The sequence below is a fragment of the Massilia sp. Root351 genome, from assembly GCF_001425045.1.
Lineage (GTDB): Bacteria > Pseudomonadota > Gammaproteobacteria > Burkholderiales > Burkholderiaceae_D > Rugamonas.
Window position 1 is genome coordinate 37974 of the sequence record NZ_LMDJ01000003.1, and the last position, 21771, is coordinate 59744.

Genomic DNA, 21771 nt, shown 5'->3' on the forward strand with positions numbered 1-21771 from the left:
GATGCAGAATTTCGAAATCGTGGACAATCGGGAATAAATCAACAAAAGGGAGCGGACATGGACCGGCTGGATGCGCTGAAAGTGTTTTGCACGGTGGTGGAAACCGGCGGCTTCAGCCGCGCGGCGGACAAGCTGGGCATTTCCACCTCCTCCGTCACCAACCAGATCGCCGCGCTGGAAGCGCACTTCGGCGTCAAGCTGCTGAACCGGACCACGCGCAGCATGTCGCTCACCGGCGAGGGCCGCCAGTGCCACGCCTACGCGCTGCGCCTGCTGGGCGAGATGGGCGAACTGGAAGACAGCCTGCAGGAATCGGCGCAGCAGCCGCGCGGCGTGCTGCGGGTGGACATGCCGGGCATCCTGGCGCGCCTTTACGTGGCGCCGGCGCTGCCGCGTTTCATGGAACGCTACCCGGACATCACCCTGAAGATGACTGCCGGCGACCGCATGATAGACATGGTGGAGGAAGGCGTGGACGTGCTGCTGCGCATCGGCGAGCTGCCGGATTCGCAGCTGGTGGCGCGCACGCTATGCCGCACGCGCTACGTCACCTGCGCCTCGCCCGCCTTCATCGCGCGCCACGGCGCGCCGCAGGCGCCGGAGCAGCTGGGCGAGTTCCCCTGCCTGAATTTCCTGTATCCGAAGTCGCGCCAGATACGGCCCTGGCGCTTCCAGCAGGAAGGAGAGGCCTTCAGCTACACGCCGCAGGGCAAGGTGGCGATGGACCACGTGGAGGCGCTGACCGCTGCGGCGGCGGCCGGCGCCGGCATCGTTCAGCATATGTCGGTGTCGCTGCAGGAACCGCTGCGCAGCGGCGCGCTGGTGCCGCTGCTGCAGGACTGGCAGGCGGCAGGCCCGGATGTCTCCGTGCTGTACCAGCAGAAGCACCAGCGCGCCGCCAAGGTGAAGGCGTTCGTGGATTTTGTGGCGGAACTGTTCGGGCCTGCCGGGCCCGAAGCCGTCCCCTAGCGTACCAGCGCCACGCCGGTTTCGTGCGCATGCAGGCGGAAGCGGCACACCAGCGAGGCCAGGTTGGCCGCCTGCTCCTGCATGGCGCCGGCCGCCGCCGCTGCCTGCTCCACCAGCGCCGCGTTCTGCTGCGTGACCGAATCCATCTCCGTGATGGCCTGGTTCACATGGCCGATGCCGGTGCTCTGCTCGCCGGTGGCGGCCGTGATGGCGCCCATGATGTGGGTCACCTTGGCCACGCTGCCCACCACTTCATCCATGGTGGCGCCGGCCTTGGCCACCAGCGCGCTGCCGGCCTCGATGCTGCCGACCGAGTCGTTGATCAATTCCTTGATTTCCTTGGCCGCCGAGGCGGAGCGCTGCGCCAGGTTGCGCACTTCGGACGCCACCACCGCGAAGCCGCGTCCCTGCTCGCCGGCGCGCGCCGCTTCCACCGCCGCGTTCAGGGCCAGGATGTTGGTCTGGAAGGCGATGCCGTCGATGACGCTGATGATGTCGACGATGCGGGTGGCGGAATGGTTGATGGTGTCCATGGTCTGCACCACCTGCGACACCACCGTGCCGCCCTGCTGCGCCACCTGCGAGGCGGCCTTGGCCAGCTTGTTGGCCTCGGCCGCATTGTCGGCGTTGTGGCTGACGGTGGTGGTGAGCTGCTCCATCGAGGCGGCGGTTTCCTCCAGCGAGCTGGCCTGCGATTCGGTGCGCGCCGACAGGTCCATATTGCCGCTGGCGATTTCGGACGACGCGGTGGCGATGGTGTCGGCGCTGCGGCGGATTTCGCCGATGGTGGCGGCCAGGCTGGCCTGCATCGCCTTCATGCCGTGCAGCACGCTGCTGTTGTCGGTCGGGCTGGTGTGCACGGCGCTGCTCAGGTCGCCGCCCGCGATGCGGGCCGCCACTTCGGCCGCGTACTCCGGCTCGCCGCCGATGGTGTGGCGCAGGCTGCGGTTGATGTAGCCGACGATGGCGGCCAGCAGCGCGCACACCAGCAGCAGCACGCCGCCGGATTTGAGCAGGCCGGCCTGGAAGGCGTCGTCGATGTCGTCCATGTAGACGCCGGTGATCAGGTTCCAGTCCCACGGCTTGTAGCTGATGACGTGGCTCAGCTTGGGCGAAGCCTCCTTGGCGCCCGGGCGCGGCCACCAGTACTTGACGAAGCCGGTGCCGGCCGGACTGTTGGCCACGGCCACGATGTCGCGGTACAGATAGGTGCCCTTGGGGTCCTTGAAGTCCATCATGTTCTTGCCGTCGTTCTCCGGCTTGATGGGATGCATGATGGTCACGCCGGCATTGCTGGTGATGGACAGATAGCCATCTTTGCCATAACGCATGCTCTTGATGACGGCCATGGCTTGCTTCTGGGCCTCCTCCTTGCTCATCGCGCCGGACTGGGCCTTGTCGCCGTACATTTTCAGCACGCTGATGCCGAGGTCGTCAAGATTGGCCAGGTCGGCCATGCGCTCTTCGATGCGGGTGTTGCGCAGCTGGATGGCGTCGTACAGGAAGATGGCGGTGATGCAGAACAAACTGCAAATCAACGGGATCCACAGCTTCTGACGGAAAGAAAGATTGCTCACTGCTGTCTCCATAGAATGTTCTTGTAGGACAAGAATACTCTGAATGGAGGGAGGAAAACCACTTAATCGCGGCGCGGCCCCGGCCTTGCGGGCCGGGGTGTTGCGCAAAACAAACCAAGCCTCTTTATTGGGCAGCGGCGCTGCGTTTTGCCGAGGCGGTCAGGGTGGCGGCGGGGCGCTGCACGCGGGCATCGAAGAAGGACGGGTAGTTCACTTCATTGATGTCCAGTTCGCCGTTTGCGCGGGCGGCGATCACCTCGGCCTTCACTTGCTCGCGGGTCAGCGTGGAAGTGGCCGGGGCCAGCGGCGGGTAGTTCACTTCGCTCAGTTCCAGTTCGCCGGCGTTGCGGGCGCGGATGACTTCGGCCTGCACGGCGGCGCGGGTCAGGCCGGTGCCAGGCGCGGCGGCCAGGCTGGGGAAGTTCAGCTCGGCTGGCTCGGCCAGGGCGGCGCCGGCAGCGAAGATCAGGGAGACGGAAGCGATGAGGTGTTTGGCGTTCATGATGTTTTCTCCTGGAAGGTGATACGTTTCGATGGAGTCATCTTATGATTTAATTTGGCGATAAAAAAGCGCAATTATCTGTTTCAAATCATCTGCTTTTCAAATGTGTTGCTTTGCCGGGCTGCGAATGTGATGCAAGCGGGCTGGATATGACACAATGTTGGAATTGAGTTTTCCGCAACTGTTCCAATGAAAAAAATGTCCAGCCTGGCGCTCGCGCTACTGTCCGGCACGGCTGCCGCCGCCGCGGTTCCGGCCGCGCCAGTGCCCGCCGCAGCGCCGGCCTCAGCATCAGCCTCAGCGGCCGCCCACAAGATCGACGGCGGCCACCTGCTGCGCCACATCAAGGCGCTGGCCTCGGACGAGTTCGAAGGCCGCGCGCCGGCCACGCGGGGAGAAGCCATCACCATCACCTATCTGCAGGACGAGCTCAAGAAGCTTGGCCTGGCGCCGGCCAACCCGGACGGCAGCTACCTGCAGAAAGTGCCGCTGGTGTACGTGCAGCCGTCGCCGACGCTGGTCTACAGCGCCGCCGGCAAGCCGGTGCCGCTGAATTTTCCGGCCGACTACGTGGCCTGGACACCGCGCGTGGAACGCAAGGTGGCGCTGGCCAATTCCGAGCTGGTGTTCGTCGGCTACGGCGTGCAGGCGCCGGAATACAAATGGGACGACTACAAGGGCATGGACCTGCGCGGCAAGACGCTGGTGATGCTGATCAACGACCCGCCGCTGCCGGACCCGAAACGGCCGTCGCGGCTGGACCCGGCGCAGTTTGGCGGCGCCGTCACCAGCTACTACGGCCGCTGGAGCAACAAGTTCGAAACCGCCGCGCGGCTGGGCGCGGCCGGCGCGCTGATCGTGCATGAAACGCGGCAGGCCGGCTATCCCTACGACGTGGTGCGCAACAGCTGGGGCCGCGGCAGCTACGGCCTGAAGTACACCAAGGGCGACCACCCGAGCTATCCCGGCGTGGCCGGCTGGCTGCAGCTGGAGCGCGCCAGGGAGCTGTTCCGGGCCGCCGGGCAGGACTTCGACGCGCTCAAGAAAGCGGCACTGTCGCGCGAATTCAAGCCGGTGCCCTTGGGGGCCACCGTCACGGCCAGCGTGGCCAATGCGTGGAACGAAATGCCGTCGCACAACGTGGTGGCCAAAATCGACGGCGCCGATCCCAAGCTCAAGGACGAGGTGGTGATCTACAGCGCGCACTGGGACCATTTCGGCATCGACGAATCGCTGCCCGGCCCGCGCACCAGGCAAATTTTCCACGGCGCGCAGGACAACGCGTCCGGCGTGGCGGCGCTGCTGGAAATAGCGCGCGCGTACAAGGCGCTGCCGCAGGCGCCCAGGCGCAGCGTGCTGTTCCTGCTCACCACGGGCGAAGAGCGCGGGCTGCTGGGCGCGCAGTACTACGCGCGGCACCCGCTGTTCCCGGCCGCGAAAACCGTGCTCAACATCAACGTGGACGGCCTGAACCTGTGGGGCAAGACGCGCGACATCGAGCTTACCGGCCACGGCAAATCGACGGCCGACGAGCTGGTGGCGGCGGTGGCCAAGTTGCAGGGGCGGGTGGTGCGGCCGGAAGGCAATCCCGAAATGGGCGCGTTCTACCGCAGCGACCAGCTCGAGTTTGCCAAGATGGGGGTGCCGGTGGTGTACACGCACGGCGGGCGCGAGTTCATCGGCAAGCCGCCCGGCTACGCCGCCGGCACGCTGGACGCCTACACGGCGCACGACTACCACAAGGTAACGGACGTGGTGCATCCCAACTGGGACTTGAGCGGCGCGGTGCAGGATGTCGAACTGCTGTTCCAGGTCGGCCTGCGCGCCGCGCAAGACGCCGCCACGCCGCAATGGAAGCCCGGCGCCGAATTCCGCGCCGCGCGCGACGCCGCCGCCCTCCCCGCACCCATCCCGGCCGCCAAGTAAGCCGCCCCTAAAGCAAGCTGAGCCGCATCCCCCGAGATCGGGGTCAGACCCCGAGGTGGTCGGGATGCGGCTCAGCTCGCCAGGCATAAAGTTGGTTTGGGGAACCAGAATTCCATCGAGCAATACTACGCAGCTGGCTGCTGCGCCGCTGTCTTCATAGGGGAAAACCGTCCGCAAAGCGAACTGAGCCGCATTCTGCCCACTTCGGGGTCTGACCCCGAAGTGGGCAGAATGCGGCTCAGCTTGGCTGGGGATATGGGGGTTAGAGGTTGGCGGTGAGCAAGCGTTGCAGGGCGCCGGCCTGGGGGCCGGGGACGGTGAGCATGGCGAGCTTGCCGGCCAGCCGCTGCAGGTGGGTGCGGTTGCGCTGCTGGTAGGCGTCGCTGGCAGCGGAAATGTCACGCGCGATCTCTTGCGCGGCCGCTTCGATGCGCGGCTGGTCTTCCGGCGCCATGTCGATCACGCTCACCAGGTAGGTCGCGCCCCATTGCAGCCGGGTCGCGCTGCCCACCGCTGCGCGCCAGGCTTGCTCGTACCAGCCGAGCGTGGCGGGGATGTCGCCCCGGCGGCGCGCCGCCGCTGCCAGGCTGAGCATGAAGTAGTAGGGCGAGTGCGAGCCGGGCAGCTCGGCTTGCAGCAGGGCTTCGGCTTCGTCGGCGCGGCCGGCGTCGTTCAGGGCGCTGACTGCCGTGTTGACCAGCGTGTGGCGCGCGTACGGGTCGCGTACCTCGGCCAGGGCGGCGGCCACGCTGCTGCGCACCAGCTCGGCCGCGTCGGCGCTCGGGCCGCCCAGGCGCACCAGGCGCAGTTGCAGCCGCACCGCCGTCAGGCGGTCGCCGAGCGAGAGCCGGCTGTCGGCGGCGAACTCGCGCGCGGCCTGGTCCAGCGCCTGCACCAGCTCGGCCTGGCGCGCGCCCGACCATTTGATCAGGTTCACGCCGCTGTTGACCAGGATGTCCATGTTGGCGCGCGCCAGGCGCGTGTCGCCGAACACGCGCAGCAGGCGGTCGGCCGCGGCGGCAATGGCGGCGGCGGCCTGCGCGGCGCTGGCCGAGGCGTTGCCGGCCGGCGCGTCGCCGACGATGCGGCCGGCGGCGGCCACTTGCGCGTGCAGGTGCAGCCGCGCTGCCGCGTCGGCACAGGCGCCGTCCGGCGGGCAGGCGGCGGCCAGCCTGGCCAGCACGGCCGGCAGCTCGGCGGCCGGCAGCAGCTGGCCTTCGTCGGTGTCCCAGGAGTACAGGCTCAGCAGCGACCATTCGGCGTCCGCCAGCGGGCGCGTGTTGCCCAGCGCGGCCTGCAGCGATTCGGCGGCGGTGTGGCCGGCGCCCAGCGCCAGATCGAGCGCGCCGAGGAACAGTTCACCGTCCAGCTCGCACGGCAAACGGGTGATCTCGCGGCCGTCGGCGCCGTACAGCACCAGGGTCGGGTAGCTGCGCAGCTTGTATTGCGCGGCCAGCGCCTGCGCGCCGGCGGCGTCGCCGTCCAGCCAGAACGGCAGCAGGCCGCGCATGCGCTGCGCGAATTCCGGCTGGCTGAACACGTCAGCCTTGAGCCGGTTGCACGGCGGGCACCAGCCGGCGCCCCAGTACAGAAACAGCGGACGGCCGACCGAGGCCGCCAGTCCGAATGCGGCGCCCAGATCGCCGCTTTGCCATTCGATCGCGCTCGCCATGATGGTCAGGGCTCGCGGGCCAGGGCCAAAAATTCGGTGCGCAGCGCCAGGTTGGGCTGCAGCTCGCCCAGCATGGAGGAGGTGATGGTCTCCTCGCCCGGGGTGCGGATGCCGCGGCTTTCCATGCACAGGTGGCGGCAGCGCACCACCACGCCGACCGCCTTGGGCTCCAGCGCGTCCATCAGCGCGTTGGCGATCTGCTGCGTCATGCGTTCCTGCACCTGCAGGCGCTTGGCGAAGCAGTCCACCAGCCGGGTCAGCTTGGACAGGCCGACGATCTTGCCGTTGGGCACATAACCGATGGTGGCCTTGCCGAAGAACGGCGCCAGGTGGTGCTCGCAGTGGCTGTAGACCGGGATGCCGCGCACCACGATCAGCTCGTTGTACTGCTCGGCGCCGTCCTCGAACACCTTGAGCAGCTCGACCGGGTCCTGGGCGTAGCCCGAGGTCCAGTGCTTCCACGCCTTCGACACGCGGTGCGGGGTCTCGTGCAGGCCGGGACGGTCCGGGTCTTCGCCCAGGCTTTCCAGCAGGCGGCGCCAGTCGTTTTCCGAAAATGCTGCTTCTTTAGTCATGATGTAGCCATAAAAATTGCGATTGGCGTCAGTATATAGAAAATGCGGCGCGCGCATCGGCGGGCGCTAGCGCTGCGGCGGCCGGTGCGCGTTGACCAGCTCGGCGGCGATCGAGACGGTGTGGGCGAAATCGGGCCAGGCGTCGCCGGCGCCAAACCAGCGCGCCTCGGCGATCTCGGCCGGATCGGTGCGGATGTCGCCATCCAGGTAGTCGGCCGTGTAGGCGATCATCAGCGAATGCGGGAAAGGCCAGGACTGGCTGCCGAAGTAGCGCAGCTTGTGCACCCGCAGCCCGACCTCCTCGTGCACCTCGCGGTGCACCGCCTCCTCCACCGATTCGCCGGCCTCCACGAAACCGGCCAGCGCCGTGTAGCGGCCGCCCGGGGCGTTGGCGTGCTGCGCCAGCAGCACCGTGTCGCCGCGCCGTATCAGCACCATCATGGCCGGCGAGATGCGCGGGTAGGCGCTCATGCCGCAGGCCGGGCACTGGAAGCAGCGCTCGCCCGCCAGCTGCGCCATCGGCGTGGCGCAGGCGCCGCAGTAGCGGTGGGTGCGCGCCCATTCGGCCAGCTGGATGGCGCGCCCGGCCACGCCCAGGAAGCCGTCGGGCACGGCGCCAAACAGCGCGCGCAGGCCGATGAAGGCGTGGCCCGGCGGCAAGGGGAAGTCGGGGCCGGCATGCAGCGCCTGGTAATGGCGGCCGGCCCAGCTGCCCACGGCGTGCGGCCGGTCCAGCGCGGTCAGCGCGGCCAGCAGCGCCGGCTCGGGCAGGCTGAGATCGGCCTCGCGCAGCAACAGCTTGTCGCCCCGGCACACAAAGGTCCAGGCGCCGGCCGCGCGGTCCGGCACTTGCATGGGGAGGAAATCGGCGGGGGTGTGCAGCATGGCGTCCAGGGTCCGGGAATCAGGTCCCGACGATGATACACGCACCTTCCCGCCACGGTTTAACAACAGTGCGGAAACACCCGCTTCCTTATTGCTTTGGCGGCGTGCCATCTGCGGTATAGTGGGGCCAATATGGGCGCTGCGGCCCCGTTTTTTCGTTTAGAATAGTTGCCTCGAGAAAATTAATCCCACGATGATGAGTACACCGCAGGAGACCAGCTTGCCGGCACAACTCGCCCGGCTGGACGCGTTGCTGGCGCGGCAGGCGCTGGCGGAAGCCTATCAATTAGCGGAGCAGCTGGCGGTGGCGGGAGGATTGCCCATCGTGCAGCTGTTTACCACGGCGGCGGCGGAAACCGAAGCCGGCCGCGCGCCGCGCGCGGTGGCCCTGTTCCGCTGCTGGCTGGAGCACACCGAGTCGCCGGCCGCCTACGCGGTGCTGTACAACATGGCCGTGACGCTGTCCAACCAGGGCGACGACAGTGCCGCCGAAGACGCCTACCGCCGCGCCATCCTGCTCAATCCGCGCTTCATCGAAGCGCACATGAACCTGGGCACCCTGCTCGAGCGGCGCGGCCTGCAGGCCGAGGCCCTGCTCATGTGGAACGTGGTGACCACGCTGGCCAGTCCGGACGTGCCGGCCGACCGCGCCTTCCGGGTGCAGGCGCTGAACAACCTGGGCCGCGTGCTGGAGAACCGCAAGGACTTGCCGCTGGCCGAGCAGCTGCTGATGCAAAGCCTGGCGCTGGACCCGCGGCAGCCCAAGGTGCTGACCCATGTGATCCATTTGCGCCAGAAGCAGTGCAGCTGGCCGATTTACGCGCCGATCGCCGGCATCAGCCACGCCGAGATGGTGGAAGCGACCTCCGCGCTGGCCATGCTGAGCGCCTCGGACGATCCGGATGAGCAGCTGCAGGCGGCGCGCCGCTTCGTGGCCGACAAGGTGATGCCGCCGGCCGAACCGATGGCGCCGGCCGAGGGCTATCGCCACACCCGCATCCGCATCGGCTACCTGTCGTCCGACCTGTGCTCGCACGCGGTGGCCATCCTGACGGCCGAGCTGTACGAGCTGCACGACCGCCGCCAATTCGAGGTGTACGCCTTCTCGTGGACCAAGGAGGACAACTCGCCGCTGCGCGCGCGCGTGGTCAGGGCCATGGACCACTACATCCGCATCGACACCATGACGGACGAGGAGGCCGCGCAGTGCATCCGCGCGCACGAGATCGACCTGCTGATCGACCTGCACGGCCTGACGCTGGGCACCCGCCCCAACATCCTGTCGTACCGCCCGGCGCCGGTGCAGCTGACCTACCTGGGCTTCCCCGGCACCACCGCCCTGCCCTGCATCGACTACGTGATCGCCGACCGCTTCGTGCTGCCCGCGCAGCTGGCGCCGCACATGAGCGAGCAGCCGCTGTACCTGCCGGAGTGCTTCCAGATCAACGACCGCCAGCGCGCCATCGGCCCGCGCCCGCAGCGCGCCGAACTGGGCCTGCCGGACGACGCTTTCGTGTTCTGCTCGTTCAACAACAATTTCAAGATCACCGAGCCGGTGTTCGCGGCCTGGATGCGCATCCTGCAGCGCACCCCGGGCAGCGTGCTGTGGATGGTGTCGGACCACGAGGTGGTGCGCCAGAACCTGCGCGCCAGCGCCGAGCGGTTGGGCGTGGCGGCCAGCCGCCTGCACTTCGCCGAGCGGGCCACGCCGGCCGCCTACCTGGCCCGCTACGGCGTGGCCGACCTGTTCCTGGACACGCTGCCGTTCAACGCCGGCACCACCGCCAGCGACGCGCTGTGGGCCGGCCTGCCGCTGCTGACCTGCGCCGGCAACACCTTCTGCGCGCGCATGGCGGGCAGCCTGCTGCACGCAGTCGGCCTGCCCGAACTGATCACGCACTCGCTGCAGGAATACGAAGACCTGGCGGTGGCGCTGGCGGGCCAGCCCGAGCGCATCGCCGCCATGAAACAGCATCTGCAAACGCACCGCGACAGCTCGATCCTGTTCGACAGCCCGCGCTTTGTGCGCCAGATGGAAACCGCGCTGCGCTCGGTGGTCAAGACCCCCGCCCTGCCAGCCTCCACGCCCTCCGTTCCGAAAGAAAAGACCATGATACTGCCGGCCCAAACCCCGATCGAACATCCCGAACGCGTGATCAACTTCATGGTGCGCACCGTGTGGGGCCTGACCGATCCGGCCCGCTTCTACCAGCTGATGGAAGAGGCCAAGACGCTGTGCGTGCCCGGCACCTACCTGGGCGATAACATCTTCACCTGGGGCAAGAGCAATTCGCCGTTCTCGGACGAGAACTTCGTGCGCGCCTGGGAATCGAACACGCAGAACGACGCCGACCGCGCCATCGCCTGGCGGCGCTACATCCTGGCCTGCTCGGCCTACCACTGCGCGCAGGTCGAGGGCGACTTCGTCGAGTGCGGCGTGTACCGCGGCACCGGCATCAAGACCGTGATCGACTACTTCGGCAAGGACAACTTCGACAAGACTTTCTGGGGCTACGACACCTACGACTACAACCCGGTCGAGCACCACACCTTCGACGGCCAGGAGGAAGGCATGTTCGACGAGATCCAGGCGCGCTTCGCCGGCTACGACAACGTGCGCCTGGTCAAGGGCCTGCTGCCGCAGTCGCTGGAAGGCAATTCGCCGGACAAGATCGCCATGCTGCACATCGACCTGAACAGCGCCGAATTCGAAATCGCCGTGCTCGACGCGCTGTTCGACCGCGTCACCCCGGGCGGCATGGTGATCCTGGACGACTACGAGTGGTCGGGCCAGTACCGCCTGCAGAAGATCGCCGAGGATGCGTGGTTCGAAGCCCGCAAATACCGCGTGTTCCCGCTGCCGACCGGGCAGGGACTGGTCATCAAGCGCTGACCGATGGCGCACATCCTGCTCGTCATTTCGTCGTACGACGTGGCCGCCGCCCGGGTGCCGGACGGCGTGGGCGACGACTACCGCACCTGGTATTTCGACCCGACCCTGGCCGACGTGCTGGCCGGCAGCGAGCTGCGCCAGCCGGAGCTGGTGCTGCCGGACGCGCTGCCGGACTACGCGCTGCTCGACCCGCAGGCGCGCGCGCTGGCCGCCGCGCTGGAAGAGGAGCTGATGCGCGACATGGCCGAGATGCTGGGCGACGTGTCGCTGCGCGGCTGGCAGGCGCTGAACCTGTACTATTTCTTCATCAGCTACCTGTGGTACAGCCAGCTGTGGGACGCGCTGCGCGAGCGCTTCGCCGGCCACACGCTGCACCTGCCGGTAAACGACAACCCGGCCAATTTCTACTGGCCGTCTTTCCTGCCGGCGCTGCTGCTCATGGAACGGCTGCAAGGCTGGGGCATGGCGGCGCAGGCCAGCCATTACGGCGAGCGCGCCGACGAGTCGGACGTGGTGCCGGACCTGCTGGGCCGCGCCGGGCGCTACGACGTGCTGACCCATTTGCCGACCTGCTTCTACGACGCGCCCTATTTCGCGGCCGAGCTGAAGGCGGCCGGCAAGCGCAGCATCAACATCGAGCCGAAGTACTGGGGCGTGCCGATGCAGCCCGAGCTGCAGGTGAAGATGCTGCGGGTCGAGCACAACCACCTGGCCTCGCACGGGCTGGCGTCGGTGGCGCCGCACGGCGAGCGCCTGCTGCACGCGCTGCACCGCCTGCTGGCGCCCTACATCACCAGCCATGAGTACCGCGCGCGCCAGGCGCTGCAGCTGGCCAAGCTGTACCAGTCGCAGCTGATCACGCTGCAGCTGCTGGAACGTTATTTCAGCACCAGCCGCCCGGGCAAGATGCTGCTGTCGGACCACGACGCCGGCTTCCACGGCCCGTTGCTGTGCTTTGCGCAGCGCCACCAGGTGCCGGTGCTGCAGCTGGCGCACGCCAAGGTCAGCATCAGCAGCGCCTTCAATTCCGACCAGCTGACGGCGCTGACGCACCCGATGCAGGGCTTGCCGATGCTGCGCGCCGACGGCCGCCAGCTGCGGCGCCAGGCGCTGGCCTATCCGGAAACGTGCAGCGGCGACAGCGCCAGCCGGCCGCTGCGCCGCGTGGGCGTGATGCTGAGCGGGCTGTCGCTGAGCGGGGTGCTCAGCACCGGCCTGGCGGCCTACCTGGACGGGCTGGCGCGCATCGCGGCCTGGTGCCGCGAGCACGGCATCGAGCTGGCGATCCGCAACCGTCCGGGGCAAACCATGTTCGGGCTGATCGAGGAGCACGCCGGCATAGCGCGCGACACCCAGCTGGCCGGCGTGGCCTGCACGCTGCCGCAGTTCGTGCAGGGACTGGACCTGTGCCTGATGTACGACGCGCCCACCAGCGCCGCCATCGAGTGCCTGCGCAACCAGGTGCCGGTGCTCAACCCGCTGGCGGCGCCGCTGTGCCCGGCCGAGACGCTGTGGTCGGACCCGCAGCTGATGCCGCGCAGCGACGTGGCCGGCGCGCTGGCGCGGCTGGACCTGTACCGGCTCGACGAGGACGCCTTCAACCAGTTCCGGCGCCGCCAGTTCGCCGCTTACCTGGCAGCGGGCGCCGAGGCGCACGCGCTGCGCCACTTCCTGTAAGCGCCGCCCGGGCGCGCAGCCCCCCTGGCGCCCCGCGCGGCCGGGCTCCGGCCCGGCCTGTGCCGTCGCGCTAGCGCGCGAACGCCGGCAGCGGCGTGTTGGCGTGCAACACGCCCTGCGCCTGCAGGTGGCGCGCGAATGCCAGCAGCAGGTAGTCGTTGTAGCGGCGCGCGAAGGCTTGCGCGCCGAACGGCAGGCCCAGCGGGCCGGTAAACAGCGGCAGGTTGATGCTGGGCACGCCGCACAGGCTCCAGATCAGGCTGTTGTCCGGGCGGTCCACCGAATCGAGGCCCTTGAGCGCTTCGCCGCCGGTCGACAGGTCGATCACGATGTCGTATTGCGCCGCCAGCAGCGCGTCCAGTTCCCTGGCCAGCGCGGTCTGCTGCTGCTGCGCGCCCTGGTACTGCTCCACGCTGAGCTGGTTGCCGCGCGTGACGATGTCGTACATGACCGGGCTCACCAGCGTGTGCGCCTCGAACTCTTCCTTGAAGTAGTAGGCCAGCGCCTTGTCGTAGATGGTGGCGTGGATGTCGTGCGCGCGGTTGAAGCTGTCGGGCAGCACCAGGTGCTCGACGTGCACATTGGCCACGTCGGCCAGGCGCACGGCGAAGTCCTGCAGCGCCTGCCGCGCATAGGGCTCGGCGTCGTTCCAGCGCGGGCCCTGCAGCACCGCCACCCGCCACGGCCGCTCGCCGACGGTCTGGCGCGCCGGGTCGTTCAGGATCTTGTGCGCGATCGGGAAATCGATGCCGTGCACGCGGATGGTGTCGAACATCATCTGCGCGTCGTCCACGTTGCGGGCGAACACGCCCACCGTGTCCAGCGTGTCGGTGGTCTTCAGCATGGCCGTGCGCGGCACCAGGCCGAACGACGGCTTGAAGCCGATCACGCCGCAATAGCTGGCCGGGCGGATGATGGAGCCGGCGGTCTGCGTGCCCAGCGCCACCGGCGCCATGTGCGCCGCCACCGCCGCCGCCGAGCCGCTCGACGAGGTGCCGGGGATGTGGCCGAGGTGGTGCGGGTTGCAGGTCGGGCCGGGGGCGTGCACGGCGAATTCCGCCGTCACGGTCTTGCCCAGCATGATGGCGCCGGCCATGCGCAGGTAGTGCACCACGCGCGCGTCGTTGCCGGGGGTGAAGTCCTTGAACAGCGGGCTGCCCATCTGGGTCGGCATGTCGGCCGTGTTGAAGATGTCCTTGACGGCCACCGGCAGGCCGCACAGCGGGCCGCCGCTGCCGGCCGCCAGGCGCTGGTCGGCCTGGTCGGCCTGGCGCAGCGCCAGTTCCGGGTCCAGGTAGGTCCAGGCGTGGATGTCGGCTTCGCGCGCGGCGATGCTGTCCAGGCAGGCCTGGGTCACTTCGCGCGCGCTCACTTCGCGCGCCTTCAGCAGCGGCAGCAGCTGGCTGGCGGTGTACTCGGCCAGCTGGGCCGGGGTGCGCGCGCTCATGCCTTCACCTGCGCGGCGCGGTAGGCTTGCACGGCGTCGCTGAAGGCGGCGTCGGTCAGGCCGCCGCCGGCCGTCACCTGGGCCCGGTGCTGGCGCATGACGGTGTTGAACTCGTCCTCGCTGAAGCCGGTGATCTCGAGGTACCAGTCGAGCGCCGGCGGGCGTTCGGTGTCGGCCTGCTTGGCCAGCTCGAACGCTTCCTCGCGCGTCAGCAGGCCGGCGCGCACGTCCTGGCTGGCGTGGTCGGTGCCGCGCCCGAAGCCGCGCTTGAGGAACTTGGTGTAGTCATGCACGCCGGCCATGCGGCACTCGACGCTCTTGTAGTTCTTGTAGGTGCCCTCGACCTTGTCCTCGCGCCAGCCGTACACGTCGCGCACGAACTCCATCTGGCGCTCGTCGTCCCAGAACACGAAGTCGCCCAGGTGGATGCCGACCGCGCCCAGCTTCTCGATGTCCTCCACCGACGGCAGCTTGAAGCAGGCCATCTCGCGCAGGCTGATCTCGTCGTTGACCATCTCTTCCGGGTAGCGCTTGGCCGACACCTTGGTGAAGTAGTCGCGGTCGAACTTGCGCACCGGGTTGCGGTGGGTGGCGCGGCCGGACGATTCGGCAATCGATTCGCCCCAGATCAGCAGCGGGATGCCGTAACGCACCGCGGTCTGCATCGGGAAGGCGCCCACCCCGGAGTGGCAATGCCAGCAGGCGTCGCCGATCTTGAACAGCGACTGCCTGGCCAGGCGGCTCACCAGCGAGCGGCTGGGCGAGAACATGATGTGGTCGACATCGAACTTCTCGAGGCAATTTTGCAGGTTGTACTTGCCGGTCTCGGTAAACCAGGTGTGGCTGAAGGTGACCGCCAGCGCGCGCATGCCGTACACCTTGGTCAGCACGTGCAGCTGGAAGGTGGAGTCCTTGCCGCCCGAGATAGGGATGATGCAATCGTACTCGTTGTTCAGGCTCTTGTAGTAGTCGAGGATCTTGCGCAGCTCCTTCTCGCGCTCGACCCAGTTGATGCGGATCTTCTGCTCGGAGGACTGGCAGGCCTGGCAGATGCCCATCTCGTCGAACTGCATGCCTTCGTTGGTCTCCGGCATGCAGCAGCGGGCGCAGTACTTCAGGTCGGGGAACAGCGGCTGGCCGTAAGTATTAATCATGATAAGACACCTATGTGGATAAAGCGCGCGGAGGGGCCGCGTGCGGCAACAAAGCGGATAAATGGAGGATGGCGGGATGCGGCAGCACGCAGGGCGGCGCCCACGGCGGCACGCTGCTGACCACGCGGCGCCCGGCGGCCAGCGCCACCACCATGGCGTAGGTCTGGCAGCCGGCCACGGTGTCGGCCCAGGCCAGCGCCTCGGCCAGCGAGGCCGAGCTGTCCAGCGTGGCGCCCAGCGCGGCGTGGCGCAGCAGCCAGGCGTCGTACTTGCCGGGCGGGTCGGACGGATGCGGGCGCAGGCGCAGCGCGGCGCCCTGCAGGCCCAGCAGCGCCAGGTGTTCGGCGAAGAAGTCCAGCGCCAGCAGCTCGCCCGGCTGCGGCAGCGCGCCCCAGCTGTCGCGCAGCGGCTCCAGCACGTACAGCACGCGCGCCGGGGCGCCCGCGCCGGCAACGGGCGGCGCGCCGATCCGGTCGGCCTGCTGCTGCAGGTAGAGATTGGGCAGCTCGGCCACCGGCACGCCGGGGAAGCTGGCCTCGGCCAGCGCGCGCGCGTGGGCGTCGCTGACCCACAGCGCGTCCGGCAGCACCGGCTCGGCGCCGCGTGCGAAGCGCTGCGGATAATTGGTCCAGTGGTCCAGCACGGCCACCGAGGGCAGGCCGCGCGCGCGCGCGGCGCGGCGCGCTTCGTGTTCCAGGCTGCTGGCCCAGCCGGTGCCGCTCAGCACGGCGCACGCGCCGTCCAGCGCCTGCGCCAGTTCCAGCACCGGGCCGCGCCCGCCCCACAGCGCCAGCGCCGGGCCGGCCAGGCAGGGCCGCACCCGGTGCGCCGGTCCCAGCAGGCCGGCGTCGTACCAGGCCAGCAGGTGGTTGGCGGCGCCGGCGTCGTGCGCGACCAGCGCCAGCGGCGCGCACAGCGGCGCCGGCGGACAAGCGGATGGCAGGGGGGTCAGCATGCGGCCTGAAAACTGGCGAAATACAACACGTCCTGCGGCTGGCCGTCGACCAGTTCCTGGGCGGCGCGCACGCCGTCGGCCTGCATGCCGCAGGCTTGCATGATGCGCACCATGGCGCTGTTGCAGCGCAGTGTGCCGCCGGTGACCTTGCGCGTGCCGCGCGCCAGCAGGTAGGCCAGCATGGTGGCCCAGGCGTCGCGGCCCCAGCCGCGTCCCCCGCCGCCGCGTCCTATCATCAGGCCGATGTCGGCCGTGCCGTGCACCGCCGAGCGGTAGACCGACATGGTGCCCACCAGGCGGCCCTGGTGGCGGATGGCGAGGAACAGGTTGCCGCTGCCGGCAAAGCTGGCCACGTAGGCGCGGCAACTGTCGGCGCTGTGCCGGCGGAAGCGCTGGTTGCTGAACTTCATCAGCTCGTGGTCGTTCAGCCAGTCCACATAGTCCGGCGTGATGCTGTCGGCGGTAAACGGCTCCAGCGTGACGTGTTGCCCTTGCAGCAGCAAGCCACGTTCCTCTTCCTGCTCTTGCATAGTGTGTCCGATCGGGCCAGCGCCCTCATGCTTTCGCCTAGGTTAACCAATTCCCCCAGTCAGCGCAAGCATGGCCCCTTAGTTCAGGTGGGCAATTCATCCTTGTGGCGCAACACCTTGCGGATGGCGGCGGCGAAGTCGTCGATGTCGGCCTCCTCCAGCGGTTCGCGCACCAGCATGGTCAGCAGCATCTGCTCTTCGTGCAGGCGCTCGACCACCGGGCACAGGCCCTTGCCGTAGTCGTACTTGACGCCGGGGTTCATGGTCCACGGGAAGCCCTTGCTGCCGATGGCGATCTGCTGCTGGTAGACCGGCGCCAGGTACAGCGGGCGCACATAGGCCGGCGACAGGCCGATCTGCTCGGGGTGGCCGGGCGCCGGCAGTTCGGCGTTGACGGCGCGCACGAACAGCGCGCGCGGAATGCCGGTCACGGCCGCGTCGTACTTGATCGGGTAGACGTAGTAGGCATGTTCGGCGCCCTCGGCCAGGCGCGCGGTCTGCAGGCCGGGGATGCCGGCCAGCTGCTGCTCCAGGCGCAGCGCCAGCTTGCGCCGCCGCACCAGGTAGGCGTCCAGCCGGTCCAGCTGCACGATGCCGATGGCGGCCTGCAGCTCGGTCAGCCGGTAGTTGCTGCCTATCATATTGGTCAAGTCCTGCACGCCGTGCGCCTCGACCAGGTTTTCCGCATGGTTGCGGATCAGCTGGCAGCGCAGCGCCACCTGGTCGTCGTTGGTGACCAGCATGCCGCCTTCGCCGGTATGGATGTGCTTGTGATAATTCAGGCTGAAGCCGCCGATATCGCCGATCGCGCCCACCGGGCGGCCCTTGTACAGCACGCCCGGCGACTGCGCGCCGTCCTCGATCACCTTCAGGCCGTGCTGGCGCGCCAGCGCCATGATGGGGTCCATGTCGCAAGCCTGGCCGAAGATGTGCACCAGCATGATGGCGCGGGTGCGCGGCGTGATGCGCGCGGCGATGGTCTCGGCGGTCAGGTTGTAGGTGTCCGGGTCGACGTCGGCGAACACCGGGATGCCGCCGTAGAACAGGATGGCGGTGGCGCTGGCCGACATGGTGTAGGGCGAGACGATCACCTCGTCGCCCGGGCCGATGCCCATGGCGCCGACCGCCGTCATCAGGCCGGTGGTCCAGGAGTTGACCGAGATGGCGTGGCGGAAGCCGTAGCGCTCGGCCCACTTGCGTTCGAATTCCTTGACCTTGGGGCCGCCCAGCCACTGGTCGCCGGGGCTGCCGAAGAAGGACGACAGCTGGTCGCTGTCCATCACCTCGTTGACGGCTTGCTTTTCCTCGGCGCCCATGGTGCGGCGCAGGGTGAAGGGCGCGGTGCGCAGCGGCGCGCCGCCGGCGATGGCGAGGTTTTTCATGCTAGTCCTTTAAGTGCGGGTACATTCATCGATGATAGTCTGCACGTGCTGCAGCGTGGCCAGCGCGTCGGCGCCGCCGCACAGCACGTGCGGGCGGCCGCCCAGCGCGGCGGCCAGCTGCTCGGCCACGTGGTACTGGTACTGCTGCATGCCGCTGGCCAGCACTTCGGGTTCCGGCGCCAGCGCGCGGTAGCCGGCCAGCGCGCCGGCCACGGCCGGCTGCCACTGCACCAGGCGGCCGCCCTGCTCGTAGCGCAGGCGGCCGTTGCCGGCCACCAGCTCTATGGTGTAGTGCGAGAAGTCTTCCTCGCGCGCGGCCAGCAGCAGCACGCTGCCGCGCGCGAACTGCAGCTGCACGTCCGGCTCGGCGTCGTCCTCGCCCCAGCGGCGGCCCGGCTGCAGCAGGCGGTGGCCGTTCAGCGGCCCCAGCCAGTACTCCAGCAGGTTGACGAAGTGCGAGCCGTTGTGGCGCAAGCCTTTCGAGTACCAGCACACGCCCTTGACCGGGCCGGCCATGGCGCCGCCGTGCAGGCGGCGCGCCACTTCGATCACGGCGCTGTCGGAGCGGCGCATATAGTTTACGTACAGGGCGCTGCCGCGCGCTTCGCACAGCGCGGCCATGGCGCGCGCCTCGTCCAGGCCGGGCGCCAGCGGCTTTTCGCACAGCACCGCGCGCGGCGCGCGTTCGGCCAGCACGGCGCGCAGCACGCTGCCGTGGGCCGCGGTGGGCACGGCGACCACCAGCACGTCCACCGCCACCCCGGCCGCCAGCGCGTCGGCCACGCTGGCGTAGGCCGGGGCGCGGTAGTGCGCTTCAAAGGCGGCGCGGCCGGCGGCGTCGCCGTCCACGCCGGCCGCCAGCACGAAGTCCGGATGGCGGGCGAAGGCGCGCGCGTGCGAATAGACGCTGCTGTCGTCCAGCTGCAGGTCGTAGCCGAGGCCGATCTGGCCCAGCCCCACCAGCAGCACGCGCCAGGGATCAGCCACCGAGCAGGTCCCAGTTCATGGGCGTGCCGGCCGCCACGTCGCGGTTGACCTTGCGGCCCAGCAGCAAATCGTAATACTTGGGCGGCAGGCCCAGGCCGGGACGCACGCAGCGCAGGTTGTCCTGCGTCAGCACGGTGCCGGCCGCGATGTCCTGCGCGATGTAGATGGAGCGGCGGAACACCAGCGATTTCTTCTCCGCCTCGGTGGGGCCGTAGGTGACCTGGCCCAGCGATTCCCAGGCGCGCCCGGTTTCCACCACCAGCGCGGCCAGCTCTTCCGGCTCCATCGAGAAGGTCGAGTCGACGCCGCCGTCGGCGCGGCGCAGCGTGAAGTGCTTTTCAATCACGGTGGCGCCGTGCGCCACCGCCGCCACCGAGGCGCCCAGGCCCATGGTGTGGTCGGACAGGCCGACCTGGCAGCCGAACAGGTTGCGCATGTGCGGAATGGTCAGCACATTGGTGTTGGCCGGGGTGGCCGGATAGGTGCTGGTGCACTTGAGCAGGATCAGGTCCTGGCAGCCGGCCGCGCGCGCGGTGCGCACCGCCTCGTCCAGCTCGGCGATGCTGGCCATGCCGGTCGACATGATCAGCGGCTTGCCGGTGGCGGCCACCTTGCGGATCAGCGGCAGGTGGATGTTCTCGAAGGACGCGATCTTGTAGCACGGCACGTCCAGGCTTTCCAGGAAGTCCACGGCGGTCTCGTCGAACGGGGTGCTGAAGCAGATCATGCCCAGTTCCTGCGCGCGCTGCATGATGGGCGCATGCCATTCCCACGGCGTGTAGGCCTGCTGGTACAGCGCGTGCAGGTTGCGGCCCTGCCACAGGCTGTTCTCGTCGCGGATGGTGAACTCGCCGCTGGTGAGCGCCAGGGTCATGGTGTCGGCGGTGTAGGTCTGCAGCTTGAGCGCGTGGGCGCCGGCCTTGCCGGCCGCGTCGACGATGGCCAGGGCGCGGTCGAGCGACTGGTTATGGTTGCCCGACATCTCGGCGATGATGAAGGGAGCGGCGCCGGGGCCGATGGTACGGTTCTGGATTTGCATGGTGGATGCCTTGGTTACGTCTCGGTTACGGCTCGGTCAGGGCTTGATGCGCAGCCGGTAAATGTCGAATTCCAGGCTGAAGCCCGCAGTGGCGAATGCTTCGGCCGAGGCCAGGTTTTGCGGCCGCACCAGGGCCTCGATGGTGTCCACGCCGGCCCAGTGACGCGCCACCCAGGCGCTGCCCTGCTCCAGCAGGGCCGGGCCGATGCCCTTGCCCAGGAATGCCGGCGTCAGATAGACCGAGATGGTGGCCTGGTTCTGCTTGCGATCATACCGCAATACGCCGGCCACTTCAGCGCCGATTTCAGCCAGCAGCAGCTGGCGCTCGGGGTCGGCCAGCACGCCGGCGTACCACTGGCGGTGCGCCGCCAGCGGCAGCGCGGCGCTGTCGCCGGAATGGCGGCGCACGGTGTCGTCGTTGCGCCAGGCCCAGACCGCGTCGCAGTCGGCGGCGGCGGCCGGGCGCAGGCGCAGGCCGGCCGCCAGCGGCAGTGCGGCCAGGCGGCGCGCCACGCGCGCGGCGCCCTGGCCGTCCACCAGGGCCAGGCTGGCCGCCGCCAGGTGCTGCAGCAGCCATGGCGAGGCGCAGGCCAGGCGCAGCGCGGCCAGCAGGCGCGCGCCGCTGTCCGGCCCGGGCCCGCCCACATACAGCGCGGCGCCGGCGCGGCCCATGGCTTCGCAGCCGGGACGCTGGTTGCCGGCCACCGCCAGCACGATGGCCGGCAGGCCCACGCTGCAGCGCTCCCACATGGCCCCGCCGCCGGCGCCGATGGCCAGGTCGGCGCCGGCCATCAGCTCGGCCATATTGGACACCTGGCGGTGCAGGCGCACGCCGGGCAGCGCGGCGCAGCGGGCCGCCAGCGCTTCGTGCGCGGCGTAGGCCGCGCCCACCACCACGTCGGCCGCCAGCGGCTGGCCGGCCGCGTGCAGTTCGGCCAGCGCGTCGAGCACGCGGCCGGTTTCATCGTGCAAGTCGGCGCCGCCGATGAACACCAGCAGGCGTTGCAGCCGGCCGCTGCGCGGCGCCAGCGCGGCGCGCGCCTGCGCGAATTCGTCGCGCAGCAAGGCGTAGCGCGGGCCGCACAGCAGCTGGCAGTGCGGCGGCACCAGGCCGGCGTAGCGCGCGGCGCCGGCGTCGGCCAGGTTCTGGTCCAGCAGCAGGTCGCAGTCGTGGGGGCGGTCGGCCAGGTCGTCGATCACCATCAGGCGCTGCACCGCCGGGCGCACGGCGCGCTGCCAGGCGGCGTCGATGCCGTAATGGTCGACGATCAGCCAGTCGGGGCGCGCATCGCCCCCCTCGGCCATGGCGGCCAGCGTGTCGGCCGCGTCCTGCTGCCAGCCGGCGCCCAGCCAGGCGGCGTGCGCGGGCGCTGGCGGCTCGGCCTGGGCGGGGGCGGGATTGGCGGCGGCGGGCGCGGGCAGCAGCCCGACCGCGAAGCCGCGCGCGGCGATGGCGCCGGCCATGTGGCCGGGATGCGCGCGGCAGATGAAACGCACTTGCGCGCCGCCGGCCCGCAGGCGTTCGGCCAGCGTCAGGCAGCGCACCACGTGGCCGGTGCCGATGGCCGGCGCGGCGTCGCAGCGGATGACGACCTTCATGA

17 protein-coding genes are annotated in these 21771 nt (G+C 69.2%); 4 read left to right on the top strand and 13 right to left on the bottom strand.

What is annotated here, in order from left to right; all coding sequences use genetic code 11:
• Positions 1–57: 57 nt before the first annotated feature.
• Entirely contained in the window at positions 58–969 is a 912-nt protein-coding gene (locus ASD15_RS06510) for a LysR family transcriptional regulator (RefSeq protein WP_057154009.1), read from the top strand.
• On the opposite strand, the gene ASD15_RS06515 is transcribed toward ASD15_RS06510, so the two are convergent.
• Positions 966–2546, bottom strand: a complete 1581-nt coding sequence (locus ASD15_RS06515; RefSeq protein ID WP_057154010.1) for a methyl-accepting chemotaxis protein — start codon at positions 2544–2546, stop codon at positions 966–968. The two genes, ASD15_RS06510 and ASD15_RS06515, sit on opposite strands and share 4 nt — an antisense overlap.
• 124 nt (positions 2547–2670) lie before the next feature.
• Positions 2671–3048, bottom strand: coding sequence for a DUF4148 domain-containing protein (locus ASD15_RS06520; RefSeq protein ID WP_082551628.1), 378 nt, complete (start codon positions 3046–3048; stop codon positions 2671–2673).
• A gap of 189 nt (positions 3049–3237) precedes the next feature.
• Here ASD15_RS06520 and ASD15_RS06525 point away from each other — a divergent pair, with 189 nt between their 5' ends.
• On the top strand, positions 3238–4974 hold the full coding sequence (locus ASD15_RS06525) for a M20/M25/M40 family metallo-hydrolase (RefSeq protein ID WP_057154011.1): 1737 nt from the start codon (positions 3238–3240) through the stop codon (positions 4972–4974).
• A gap of 262 nt (positions 4975–5236) precedes the next feature.
• On the opposite strand, the gene ASD15_RS06530 is transcribed toward ASD15_RS06525, so the two are convergent.
• The 3 genes from ASD15_RS06530 to nudC form a co-directional block, all read right to left on the bottom strand.
• Entirely contained in the window at positions 5237–6646 is a 1410-nt protein-coding gene (locus ASD15_RS06530; protein WP_082551629.1) for a thioredoxin family protein, read from the bottom strand.
• Between the two features lie 5 nt (positions 6647–6651).
• On the bottom strand, positions 6652–7221 hold the full coding sequence (folE, locus tag ASD15_RS06535) for a GTP cyclohydrolase I FolE (RefSeq protein ID WP_056392666.1): 570 nt from the start codon (positions 7219–7221) through the stop codon (positions 6652–6654).
• Between the two features lie 66 nt (positions 7222–7287).
• Positions 7288–8106 carry an NAD(+) diphosphatase gene (nudC, locus tag ASD15_RS06540; protein WP_082551630.1) on the bottom strand — a complete coding sequence of 273 codons (819 nt, stop codon included), beginning with the start codon at positions 8104–8106 and terminating at the stop codon, positions 7288–7290.
• Positions 8107–8326: 220 nt separating this feature from the next.
• Here nudC and ASD15_RS06545 point away from each other — a divergent pair, with 220 nt between their 5' ends.
• Together ASD15_RS06545 and ASD15_RS06550 are read left to right on the top strand one after the other, a co-directional pair.
• On the top strand, positions 8327–10999 hold the full coding sequence (locus ASD15_RS06545) for a TylF/MycF/NovP-related O-methyltransferase (protein WP_229418089.1): 2673 nt from the start codon (positions 8327–8329) through the stop codon (positions 10997–10999).
• Positions 11000–11002: 3 nt separating this feature from the next.
• Positions 11003–12676 carry a hypothetical protein gene (locus ASD15_RS06550; protein ID WP_057154013.1) on the top strand — a complete coding sequence of 558 codons (1674 nt, stop codon included), beginning with the start codon at positions 11003–11005 and terminating at the stop codon, positions 12674–12676.
• Between the two features lie 70 nt (positions 12677–12746).
• Here the strand turns inward: ASD15_RS06550 and ASD15_RS06555 are convergent, their stop codons facing one another.
• The 8 genes from ASD15_RS06555 to pseG form a co-directional block, all read right to left on the bottom strand.
• On the bottom strand, positions 12747–14123 hold the full coding sequence (locus ASD15_RS06555; protein ID WP_057154014.1) for an amidase: 1377 nt from the start codon (positions 14121–14123) through the stop codon (positions 12747–12749).
• Positions 14120–15277: an N-acetyl sugar amidotransferase gene (locus ASD15_RS06560; RefSeq protein WP_082551632.1), complete on the bottom strand. Its 1158-nt coding sequence runs from the start codon at positions 15275–15277 to the stop codon at positions 14120–14122. Before ASD15_RS06560 ends, ASD15_RS06555 begins: the two co-directional genes overlap by 4 nt.
• A 10-nt stretch (positions 15278–15287) precedes the next feature.
• On the bottom strand, positions 15288–16232 hold the full coding sequence (locus ASD15_RS32185) for a hypothetical protein (RefSeq protein ID WP_057154015.1): 945 nt from the start codon (positions 16230–16232) through the stop codon (positions 15288–15290).
• Positions 16226–16762 (bottom strand): GNAT family N-acetyltransferase, encoded by a 537-nt coding sequence (locus ASD15_RS06570; protein WP_057154016.1) that lies wholly within the window; start codon positions 16760–16762, stop codon positions 16226–16228. Before ASD15_RS06570 ends, ASD15_RS32185 begins: the two co-directional genes overlap by 7 nt.
• A gap of 83 nt (positions 16763–16845) precedes the next feature.
• Positions 16846–18144 (bottom strand): DegT/DnrJ/EryC1/StrS aminotransferase family protein, encoded by a 1299-nt coding sequence (locus ASD15_RS06575; RefSeq protein WP_057154017.1) that lies wholly within the window; start codon positions 18142–18144, stop codon positions 16846–16848.
• Between the two features lie 9 nt (positions 18145–18153).
• The gene (locus ASD15_RS06580; protein WP_057154018.1) at positions 18154–19131 is read right to left on the bottom strand and encodes a Gfo/Idh/MocA family protein; all 978 of its coding nucleotides are present in this window, start codon (positions 19129–19131) and stop codon (positions 18154–18156) included.
• Positions 19124–20170, bottom strand: a complete 1047-nt coding sequence (gene pseI / locus ASD15_RS06585) for a pseudaminic acid synthase (protein ID WP_057154019.1) — start codon at positions 20168–20170, stop codon at positions 19124–19126. The genes ASD15_RS06580 and pseI overlap by 8 nt, the downstream gene beginning before the upstream one ends.
• A gap of 36 nt (positions 20171–20206) precedes the next feature.
• Entirely contained in the window at positions 20207–21769 is a 1563-nt protein-coding gene (gene pseG / locus ASD15_RS06590) for a UDP-2,4-diacetamido-2,4,6-trideoxy-beta-L-altropyranose hydrolase (protein WP_057154021.1), read from the bottom strand.
• Positions 21770–21771 lie beyond the last annotated feature (2 nt).

Bases quoted from the DNA above. Each gene is read 5' to 3' on its own strand.
- ASD15_RS06510 (WP_057154009.1), top strand. From the start codon at position 58: ATGGACCGGCTGGATGCGCTGAAAGTGTTTTGCACGGTGGTGGAAACC.
- ASD15_RS06520 (WP_082551628.1), bottom strand. From the start codon at position 3,048: ATGAACGCCAAACACCTCATCGCTTCCGTCTCCCTGATCTTCGCTGCC.
- ASD15_RS06525 (WP_057154011.1), top strand. From the start codon at position 3,238: ATGAAAAAAATGTCCAGCCTGGCGCTCGCGCTACTGTCCGGCACGGCT.
- ASD15_RS06530 (WP_082551629.1), bottom strand. From the start codon at position 6,646: ATGGCGAGCGCGATCGAATGGCAAAGCGGCGATCTGGGCGCCGCATTC.
- folE (WP_056392666.1), bottom strand. From the start codon at position 7,221: ATGACTAAAGAAGCAGCATTTTCGGAAAACGACTGGCGCCGCCTGCTG.
- nudC (WP_082551630.1), bottom strand. From the start codon at position 8,106: ATGCTGCACACCCCCGCCGATTTCCTCCCCATGCAAGTGCCGGACCGC.
- ASD15_RS06550 (WP_057154013.1), top strand. From the start codon at position 11,003: ATGGCGCACATCCTGCTCGTCATTTCGTCGTACGACGTGGCCGCCGCC.
- ASD15_RS06555 (WP_057154014.1), bottom strand. From the start codon at position 14,123: ATGAGCGCGCGCACCCCGGCCCAGCTGGCCGAGTACACCGCCAGCCAG.
- ASD15_RS06560 (WP_082551632.1), bottom strand. From the start codon at position 15,277: ATGATTAATACTTACGGCCAGCCGCTGTTCCCCGACCTGAAGTACTGC.
- ASD15_RS32185 (WP_057154015.1), bottom strand. From the start codon at position 16,232: ATGCTGACCCCCCTGCCATCCGCTTGTCCGCCGGCGCCGCTGTGCGCG.
- ASD15_RS06570 (WP_057154016.1), bottom strand. From the start codon at position 16,762: ATGCAAGAGCAGGAAGAGGAACGTGGCTTGCTGCTGCAAGGGCAACAC.
- ASD15_RS06575 (WP_057154017.1), bottom strand. From the start codon at position 18,144: ATGAAAAACCTCGCCATCGCCGGCGGCGCGCCGCTGCGCACCGCGCCC.
- pseI (WP_057154019.1), bottom strand. From the start codon at position 20,170: ATGCAAATCCAGAACCGTACCATCGGCCCCGGCGCCGCTCCCTTCATC.
- pseG (WP_057154021.1), bottom strand. From the start codon at position 21,769: ATGAAGGTCGTCATCCGCTGCGACGCCGCGCCGGCCATCGGCACCGGC.